The organism is Sporomusa malonica (assembly GCF_900176355.1).
GTDB lineage: Bacteria > Bacillota > Negativicutes > Sporomusales > Sporomusaceae > Sporomusa > Sporomusa malonica.
In genome coordinates this window covers 68002-77966 of sequence record NZ_FWXI01000025.1, presented here as the reverse complement: position 1 = coordinate 77966, position 9965 = coordinate 68002, and the positions used below count along the sequence as shown (strand labels likewise).

The following is a 9965-nucleotide window of genomic DNA, read 5'->3' as shown; positions in this document are numbered from 1 at the left end:
CGCCACTAAGTATTCATAAATGAATACTCCGTTCGACTTGCATGTGTTAGGCACGCCGCCAGCGTTCGTCCTGAGCCAGGATCAAACTCTCCAATAAAAAAAGTATGCCGTCTATATGCTTCTCAGTTATACATGCTGCTATCTTTATTAAGGAAGACATGCTTCTTAATCAGACTGAGCAGGCACAAGTTCAAAGTCACATTGTGACTACATTATATTGAAGCCGTTTATCGGCTCGTTAAATCAAAATTGTTTTTGGTTTGTGTCTTGCGACACGCACGCACATCTGGCATTTTTATGATGCATTACTTTACATTGTTCAGTTTTCAGGGAACGGTTGTTGTCGTTCGCTGACGACTTTTATATATTAACACATTGCTTTTCGTTGTGTCAATATATCTTTCATTGGTACTTTTTGTCAGTTGCATCATGTTGCTGTTACATTTTGAAGCATTGTCTGCAAACGACTTTTTATATACTATCTTAAATGAAAGCCACTGTCAACTCGTTGCTTTAAGAGTAGTTGCTATAAGAGAGTATTATTATCGAAGAAGCACTTTATTTACGTCTGACTTAATAAAGAAAACACGGCTTGCGCCGAGCCTTTGGCGACAGCGGAAGCCGTGTTGCCCTTATCCAGGAGAAAGTTATACTTTCTATCAGGATAAATGAACCGTGCAATGGTTTTCCATCGCACGGTTCATTTATCACACAGCTTAAACCAAAAATCTTTGCACCGATTCTTTCAATTGGCTGGCCATAGCACTTGTCTCCTCTGCACCAGCCGCCACTGTCTGCATGATCGAGGACTGTTCCTCAGCCGAGGAGGCAACTTCTTCGCTGTGTGCTGCTACCGTTTCGATAACTGTCGAAAGCATATTAATCAGTTGGACAATTTGGTCTGAATTAGCCACTTGCTCTGAGGTGATTTTCCCAATTTGTCCGGTTTCTCCAGCCATAAGCGTCACTGCCTGCAAGATTTTATCCAGCGCTAATCCAGCCTCATTGACAGTAGTAACACCGGCTTCAACCTCTGTTACATTTTGCGCCATGGCGGTTACCGCCAATTGGGTCTGCTCTGTGACTTTCTGCACCAGAGCAGTAATCTCCTGAGCTCCTTGATTAGACTGCTCGGCTAATTTGCGTACCTCTTCAGCCACCACCGCAAAGCCTCGTCCATGTTCCCCTGCCCTGGCAGCTTCAATGGCGGCGTTTAATGCCAAGAGATTAGTTTGTTTAGCAATGCTAGTAATAGTGTCACTTATATGGGATATTTGCTGGGAATACTCACTTAGCTCACCGATAATCTGGCTAGATCGCTTGGTCTGTTGTGTAATATTGTCCATCTTGCAGACAGATTCGGTAACTTTTGTCCGTCCACTTTCGGCTGCAATGAGGGTATCTTGTGAGTTGTTGCAAGTATGATCTGCTTTATTCCTTGCTATTTGAATAAGACTGGACAGCTCCACCAGTGCTTGCGAGGCTTCAAGCATAGAATTATTACCGTTATCGGCCTCGCTGGATAAATGTTGCATATTCTGAGAAATGCCCTCGCTGGTCGCCGTAACTTCTTCTGTTGAAGCCGCCATTTGTTCAGATGCCATAGCCAGTTGATCTGAAGCCGAGCGAATATTGGCGATCATTTTGACAAAATTATTATGCATGGTTTTAAGCGAATCACCCAATTCCCCGATTTCGTCAGAGGATTTGATCTCGGCAACTTCACGCAGATCGCCGTCCGCATATTGCTTGGCAACCGCAGTAAGAGCAATCACTGGCTTACGGATCAAATTGGTTAACACTATGGCGATAACCAGCCCCAATACAAGTACCACTAAACTAACACCAGCAGAAAACAGATTTACCTGGTCAGCCCGTTCCTTACTACCACCAATCAGTGTTTTAGCAAGACCTGCATTATTTGCTGCCAACACATCAGCTTTTTGCGATATTGACTGCACCAGAGGTGCAACGCGTTTGGCAAGCCTGGTCATTTTGGTTGCGTATTCCTCTGCCTGGCTAAAGTTGCCTGCCAATTTGGCTGCATGATAGCCCTTAGCCAGTGGCATGTACTCCTTGATAACTGCGTCTCTGTACTGTGTTGTTTCATCTATCATAATCTGAACTTCCTGGCGCTTTTCTTCCCTAGCTACTGCCAGCAGGTCATTTTCTGATTTCAACAGTTTATCAAAGCCACTTTCGATCTGGTCCAAATAACTGGCATCGCCATAGGCAGCATAGCCGCGAATTGCCATGATAGTACCTTTGTACTGCATGGCTATTTGGTCAGCCAACGCCATCCGATCATTGGCCTCCTCGATTTTTACTAGATCTGCTTTCGCGTTTTGCAGGTTGATAAAAGAGTTGGCTGTCATAATAAGCATCAGTAACAGGATTACACCAAAGCTGACAGCAAATTTAAACCCTAACTTCATTTTTCTTTTCAAAAAATTTTCCACTCCCTCAAAAGTTATAAGGTGGTTGCTGGTAGCTACTTACCATCCACCAAACATCACCTCTTTTTAGCGAACAAGTATACCCACGCCAGAAGCATCGTCATCAGCTACTCCACTCACTGGCAAGTCTTTGCATAGTTGATGCATACTCCAAAAAGTATGTGAATTGTTCATAGGCTGGGCTATTAATTCAAACAACCCATCAGTCAGAAAGAAAAAGCTGTCGCCTGACTGAAAGGGCAGAACTCCCTGGTCGTAGGTTTCACTTTCGTTAATTCCCAGAAAGAGACCAGGAGACCTAATCACCGTTGGGCCAGCGCTGCCTAAATAGATGAAATAATTTACCCCGGCAGAAGAATATGTCAACATCTTGCATTTGAAATCAAACTCAAACAATAGCGCTGCGGCAAAACCACCGCCGTTAAAGAAAGGCATGACCTCGTCATTGATCCACGCCAGCTTGTCACTGATGGCAATAGATTTCTCGATAGCTTGACGAAAGAGATATCTTAAAATGCCGCTTTGACTGGTTGCGGTAATCCCGTGACCCATAACATCAATAATAATCCCGAATAGAATCTGGCTTTCTTCATTATATTGGACATCATATAGGTCACCGCTCAAGCCACTGAGCGGCTGGTAAACGGTGCGCATGCGAAACAATCCAGTTTCCAAATTTCTCGGCAGCAACCGCCGCTGAATCTTGCTGGCTATCTCCACTTCCTGTCGAATATTTCCATCAACAGTCAAATCCCTTACTAGAGACGCTATAACCTGCCTGCCATGCATCACCAAGAAGCGAGCACTTACCTCTACCTTAAATATAGTCCCGTTCTTCTTTACGTGATTTGCTGTGAAAACATAACCCTTATTTGCCTGGTTAATCACCATGTTCATTTTGCTACGCAGGGTTTCACGGGCATCATGACTGAGATCCATGACCGATAACTCTTCTATCTCTTTTAGGTCATACTGATGCATCTCCAATGCCTTTTGGTTCATGAACAAAATGGACCCATCCTTGGCATCATTCAGAATCACTGCATCATTAATCATGTCCAAGAGATCAAAGCGTTGGCAATAGTTACACATATCCTGACGAAATTCGTGTTCCAAAATACTCATCCCATATCTCCTTGCAGTTATTGCATAACAAACACTTTGTCTAAGCGCGTCAATGCAAATAACTCTTTAACAAAGCCAGTTGCGCCGCTAATAATTAAACTTCCGTTGCTTTGCCGCGTCCGTTTGTGTATGGAAACCAATACACCAAGACCAGAACTGTCTATATAGTCAACCTTATTCATTTTTACTACGAAATGGTTCTGCCCCTCTTCCATATATCTGATGAGTTTCTCCCGAAAAATCTCTGCATCTTCAACATACATACCACCAGATAAATCGACGATGACTTGGTTATTGACAACATTGCTACTGATGTACATTTACTAAACGCCCCTTTTTGCTCACTTTTCGTTTGTCCGCAACTGGAAAACCACTCACTTTCTTGATTAAAACCAGTTCACTAGGTTGTACATTAAAATAATACTTATCAACGCAGAGACCGATAATTTCAAGACCGCGCCCGCCTTCCCGCAAACCTTCTTCTATTTTGTTTTCCACCAGTGTAAAGCCTTGGCCCTCATCGCGGATAACAACTTGGATTTCACCAGGCAATCTTGTTATGGTCAGATACACCTTTTTGGTTTTATCCCGTTTATTGCCATGAAAGATAGCATTGTTCACAGCCTCATTGATGGCGACAAACAAGGACTCAACCCCTGTAACAAGCAGTTGGGCAAGCTTCTGCCGCACGGATTCACGTATTCTTGAGAATTCTTCCATTGTAGAAAAACAATACATATTCTCACCTCGTGCATCTTATTTCCAGGATTAGAAGTAAAAGTGGCATGAAACAACAAAAGAAATTCTTTTGCAGCTTCATGCCACCGTTATACCGTTAATCATTTTCTACCTCCATAATTGATAATACCTTCGAATATTGTCAATTATAGTATAACTTTGTCAATAAAAAGCTGTCAACCCACTATTTTACTTTTTTGTGATTTTTTACACTACCCTCTTTAAATCTGTCCTCATTCTTCATATTGCTATCTGCTTAAGGGTGAGCGACTGTTGCTGCTGACCAAGCTTTTGCTCCCAGTCAGACATTGATTTATACATAAATTCATGAACAAGAAATTCAGGCTGCACGTAATCAATTATCTTCCGCGACGCAGCTGTGGTGAACGGCAGGTGTTGATCAATCTTAAGCACATGATTCATAACCTCTTCCATGGTGTAATCAGAAGTACCAGGTTTGGATGTGCGGCTGTGCCGAAGGTACTTTCCGGATAGTGACTTGTGCAAGTGAATACCCCTGACATATTTACTATAACTTCCGAGGTTTTCCAAGGTCTTGAGAATATAGTCAACTCCATCAGTCTCAGTCCTTAATTCCAGGTTAGTATTCATTAGATGGCCGGTATCCAGCATTATCCCTACATTGCGGTGAGTAACGCCGTCAAGCAGTAGCGCCGTCAATTCTTTGTCCTTAAGCGTCAACCCTGGCCACCATAGATTTTCAAATAATAAGGCTGTATCTTGAGGAATCTCTGTTGCCAGCGCATTAACAACCTCAATCGTGGCTTCGATCACCGCTCGACTTGTAGCACTGAATTGCCAGCTAAACAATTCCGGCAGCCTGACATGACTAACATGAAATACAAGATACTTGACCCCAGCCTGCTTGGCCGAGCGGATATTCTCACGATAAATTCCTAACCAATCTTCACGGGTTGGCCCACCATAGCAGTCATTAATGCTTTCCTGGTTACCAAACTGTTTTAGCAGTGCCTGCTGATCGCCGCGCCAGAAATCCAACCACCATGGCCAGAAGCGCAAATGACAGCCATGCATCCATTCCGGCTTATGTAGATACGCGTTCCAGGGGGCGCAAAACATCATTTCTAAACCATCCAGGTTATATCGCTCTAAAAATTCTTTCAGCCTCTCAGGACTGTTTCCAATGAGTTCATTGTCAGTAACATAGTTCGATAAATTTACAAGTTGCAACATGCTGATGCTACCCTCACTTAAGTTTTTTTATCCTGATAGAAAGTATAACTTTCTTTATCTATCAAAGCCGACCTGCCACTATTTTGTCGGCAAACTGGGACGAAGTCAGCACTGTGACCTGCTGCTTTTCAATCAAATCCTGGTACAGCTTCGCTGCTTTACCGCCGGTAAAATCCCGTTGTTCAATCGGTGTATCTTCTAGGATAATAAGTTTTTTGGCACTAAAAGCAGCATCAAGATTGTCTAAATTTTGCTCACCGTAAAAAAGGTTGCTTAAAATCGTAAGATCTGCAGCACGAATCTTTTCACGGTTTTGCCTTGCATGCAATTCATCAATAACGCAAAAAGGCTGTCCCATTACCACTTGTATACCAAAAGCCTTGGCTACATCAGCGTCTGTGTCGCCAGGCTGAAAAACGCCACCGCTCAAGGAATATGCCTTTTCATGGAATAGCCGGATAATACTTCCGGCAGAACCACCGCCGCCAATAACATGGACAGACTGTTGCCCAGCAGCAGTGCCGGCCGCCTCGTAGGTATGAATATCCAGGTTGCCAGTAACTTTATTTATAAAAACAGTCGAATGTAAACCATATGCTTTTTCTAAATTCTGAGCAGTGATTACTTTACTAGGATTTCCGTCAGCAATAACTGTACCACCAGCTAATAAAAGCAGCCGGGAGCAAAACTTGGCAGCCAATTTTATGTCATGAGCGACAATCAGTACTGTCTTACCCTCCTGGCACATAGCCTGACAATACCGGAAGATTTCTTCCTGATAGACTAAATCCAGACTGGCTGTTGGCTCATCCAAGAATACAAACGGCGTCTCTTGGGCCAACACTTTTGCCAGAAGAATTCGCTGGCGTTCTCCCCCCGATACTTGCTGCAATGATTTTTCGGCTAAGGCTTCCACCCCAGTGAAAGCCATATATTTACGGGCAATCTGATAATCTTGACTCTGCTCGTTCTGCCACCATTTAAGATAAGGATAGCGACCGGCCAATACCACTTCCAGCGCGGTAAAGCCAAACCCGACATTGACTTCTTGCTGCATATAAGCAACCATGCGCGCCAATTGTTTGTCACCCATGGTATATACTGGTTCCCCAAAGAGCTGGATATCTCCTGCAGTGATGTTCCCCATACCGCGCAAGCTACGGAGCAACGTACTTTTTCCTGCGCCATTGGGGCCAATGATTCCGACAAACTCACCCATTTTAACAGTAAAGGAAACGTCCCGTAAAATAGCCTTATCTCCAATCGTCACATTCACGTTCATAGCTGATAAAGATTGCTCTCCGCCTAAACTCACAACAACCCGCCCCCCTTCTGTGCCTTACGTAACAGATACAGAAAATAGGGTGCGCCCAATAAAGCTGTCATGATCCCTACACGAACCTCAGTTGGCGGTATTAATTGACGCCCGATAGTATCACACCCTACTAGAAACAATCCCCCCGCCAAAGCGCAGGCAGGCAGCAGAGTGCGATGTTCAGGCCCCAGCAAGAGTCGCATAATATGGGGTACAATTAGACCAACAAAACCAATTGTACCACTTACACAGACGGCAGTTGCGGTAGTCACTGCCGAAATAAATAATAGAAATAAACGAAAAAACGCCACCGGCATGCCCACCGACCGTGCTTCCTGGTCCCCCAGAATCAAAATGTTAAGATGCCTGGCCAACAGAAACAAAATCAGAATACCAATAATCACTGGTCCAACAGCCAAATAAACATGTTCCCAGCGGCGATAATCCAACCCGCCCACCATCCAAAACAAGAATTCCCGCACTCGATACTCGCTCATGAACGTCAGTATTCCGTTTGTCATGGCGCCGAACAACATACTCACAGCAACACCGGCTAAAAGTAGCACCATAACTGGTATTTTTCCGTCACGCATCGCTAAGGAAACAGTCAGCCCGACCGCCAGTAGTGCACCAATCAAGGCAAAAAGCGGCATATAAAACATACTATGGGCCGTAATCCCCAAGGCGATGGCACTGATCGCACCTAAAGCAGCTCCGCTTGACACCCCGATAATCCCTGGATCGGCAAGTGAGTTGCCAAACACCCCCTGCATAACCGCCCCCGATACTGCCAGGGCTGCTCCAACCAAAAGCCCAACTAAAGTACGTGGCATACGGATATGCCAGATAACCGAGGTCTGTTCCGGTGTAATACTTGCCCCAGCTACTCCTGGCAGGTGTAATTGTTGAGCGAGAATAGTCAGCGTAGCATTGATAGGTACATTAACCTGTCCCCAAGCCAAGGATAACAAGGTTACGCCAACCAACAGAAGGCTCATACCTGCAAAAAAAGCGGTTTTGTTCTTAACCCTGCCTGTCATATTATCAGCCCCTCTTAGTCAGCTCTCAGAAAAACTCTTAGGCACGTTAGATGTGCTTGTTTCTGTTTCAATCAATTGATTAGAAGGAATATTTTACACCCAGTTGATAGTGACGTCCTCGCATCGGATAAGCACCACGCGAATCACCAGCAGAGCTCAGCGTTCCGCTTGAAATCACTTCATATGCCTTATCCCCTAAATTGAAAACATTAAAATATATGCCGGTATTCTGATCCACTTTATAATTGGCAGCCAAATTCCAAACCCAATAATTGCTGGTAATAAAGCGGCTAGTATCCCGCCCTGATACACCTTGCCCACTGACATTAACATCCCACTGAGTATCATTGTAACCAACCTTTACCCGATACCCATTCGGTTGACTATTGGTTTTATCTACCGCATAGTCGGAATCTGCAGCTTTTTCCTCAACCTTCACATAAGAGTAACCCAACGCTGTATAATATTTTGGCGAAAATTGATGATTAAGGTCCAGTTCAATTCCATGTTTTTTCTGTTCATTGATATTTTGTACTCTCCAGTCAGACATCCAATCACTAGGATCGTCTGCTGCCCAGGCAATCGCATCTGTAAGCTTGCTCACAAAATAATTTGCCTTAAAGACGGTGCTATCGCTTATTTTTTTGTTGACTCCAGCACTAATCACATACCCTTTCTCCGGTTTTAGGTTTGTATTGCCGTACATACCTGCACCCCAAACAGGATGTGGAGCTGTATAATAATATAAATCATCCATAGTAGGAGCTTTAAACACCCGGTTATAGGATACATACCAATCGGTCGTGCTGTCGGCACTGTAATTCACACTAAGTTTTGGCGAGGTTTGACCCCCAAACTTACTATGATAATCATACCGTAATCCCGGCGCTACAATCCATTTGTCAGAAAGATTATATATATCCTGCAAGTAAGCAGCCGTATTCGTTACTGATTTATCTTTATAATTTATCGTGCCATCATAGGAGCTACTCTCTAATACCTCGCCTTTTTCCCCTTCAACACCAGCAATCAGTTTATTTTTGCTATCTAGCTGCCAGCCGGTCTGGTATTGAAAACCCTGGGTACGGCTTTTATAGGTTCCTTGAGAGCTTTGATGAGTATAGTTGGTATAGAGTCGAATAAAACCAGGCACATCCTCGTCTTGGTCAAAGTTATACGTCAAAGCTACATTATTAGATAAATGAGCAGCCTTATCAGTCAAAGGATAATAATAACTATCTGGCTGCCCGCCTTTGTTATCCCAATGCTCAAAGTTAAAGGTAACAGACCGGTTATTATCAATCTCTTTGTCCAACCTCATGGTAAATCCTTGTTCCTCGAATTTGCTATTCGGTCTTTGTATTGAGTCTCCACTCCCACTATCGGTCACTAGTGCTGGGTTCAATACATTATATTTTGCATAAGCTTGGTTTTTCCTGTCGGCGGTAATAAACCAACTTAAACCCTTTTCACTGCCTTGCGTACTAAAGCTATAATTGCGTAAACCCCATGAACCTGTTGCCATATCCAGGGTAGTCTTATTCTCTTTCCCTTTGCGAGTAATTATATTGATGACCCCGCCCACAGCATCTGAACCATACAACGCTGAGGCTCCGCCTTTAACAATTTCAATACACTCAATATTAGCCAGCGAGACAATTGTGCTAAAATCAACGCCAGCACGACCAGTACCCGCCCCTTCCTGGCGATTAATTCTACGCCCGTCAATCATAACAAGTACCCGGTCATCACCATTAAGGCGGATTGTCTGCTTCGCACTACCAAATCCTTTATCCGATATAATGTTTCCATTTGTCTCTCTTAACAAGTCTGCCAGATTTGTATAGTGCCCGTTTTCAATTTGTTCTCTGTTAATGACAGTTACATTCGCTGCCACCTTACCTACAGGTGTAGGCACCCGATTCGCTGTCACCACTACCTGATCAAAAGAATATTGCTGACTTTCGGTGTCTTGTTCCGCCTGCACGATACACGGCATTTGGCATAACATTGCGCCGGCAATCAAGACATACAGCACCGAGTTCTGTTTTACCATTTTCTTTTTATTCATTATGT

At 43.9% G+C, this 9965-nt stretch carries 8 protein-coding genes and 1 rRNA gene; all 9 read right to left on the bottom strand.

The window, feature by feature from the left end; translation table 11 throughout:
* A 16S ribosomal RNA gene (locus tag B9A22_RS21345) occupies window positions 1-97 on the bottom strand; the annotation flags it as partial.
* Between the two features lie 619 nt (window positions 98-716).
* Complete coding sequence (locus tag B9A22_RS21340; RefSeq protein WP_084577970.1) at window positions 717-2447, bottom strand: methyl-accepting chemotaxis protein; 1731 nt, start codon at window positions 2445-2447, stop codon at window positions 717-719.
* A 75-nt stretch (window positions 2448-2522) separates the two neighbouring features.
* Window positions 2523-3581, bottom strand: coding sequence for a SpoIIE family protein phosphatase (locus B9A22_RS21335; RefSeq protein ID WP_084577969.1), 1059 nt, complete (start codon window positions 3579-3581; stop codon window positions 2523-2525).
* A 17-nt stretch (window positions 3582-3598) separates the two neighbouring features.
* Window positions 3599-3901 carry an STAS domain-containing protein gene (locus B9A22_RS21330; protein WP_084577968.1) on the bottom strand — a complete coding sequence of 101 codons (303 nt, stop codon included), beginning with the start codon at window positions 3899-3901 and terminating at the stop codon, window positions 3599-3601.
* Complete coding sequence (locus tag B9A22_RS21325) at window positions 3888-4319, bottom strand: ATP-binding protein (RefSeq protein WP_084577967.1); 432 nt, start codon at window positions 4317-4319, stop codon at window positions 3888-3890. The genes B9A22_RS21330 and B9A22_RS21325 overlap by 14 nt, the downstream gene beginning before the upstream one ends.
* Before the next feature lie 240 nt (window positions 4320-4559).
* Window positions 4560-5534 (bottom strand): TIM barrel protein, encoded by a 975-nt coding sequence (locus B9A22_RS21320; RefSeq protein ID WP_084577966.1) that lies wholly within the window; start codon window positions 5532-5534, stop codon window positions 4560-4562.
* A 61-nt stretch (window positions 5535-5595) separates the two neighbouring features.
* A complete protein-coding gene (locus B9A22_RS21315; RefSeq protein WP_245824092.1) occupies window positions 5596-6849 on the bottom strand; it encodes an ABC transporter ATP-binding protein in 1254 nt (417 codons plus the stop codon).
* Complete coding sequence (locus tag B9A22_RS21310) at window positions 6846-7889, bottom strand: FecCD family ABC transporter permease (protein ID WP_084577965.1); 1044 nt, start codon at window positions 7887-7889, stop codon at window positions 6846-6848. Before B9A22_RS21310 ends, B9A22_RS21315 begins: the two co-directional genes overlap by 4 nt.
* Window positions 7890-7968: 79 nt before the next feature.
* On the bottom strand, window positions 7969-9960 hold the full coding sequence (locus B9A22_RS21305; protein WP_084577964.1) for a TonB-dependent receptor plug domain-containing protein: 1992 nt from the start codon (window positions 9958-9960) through the stop codon (window positions 7969-7971).
* Between the last annotated feature and the right edge of the window lie 5 nt (window positions 9961-9965).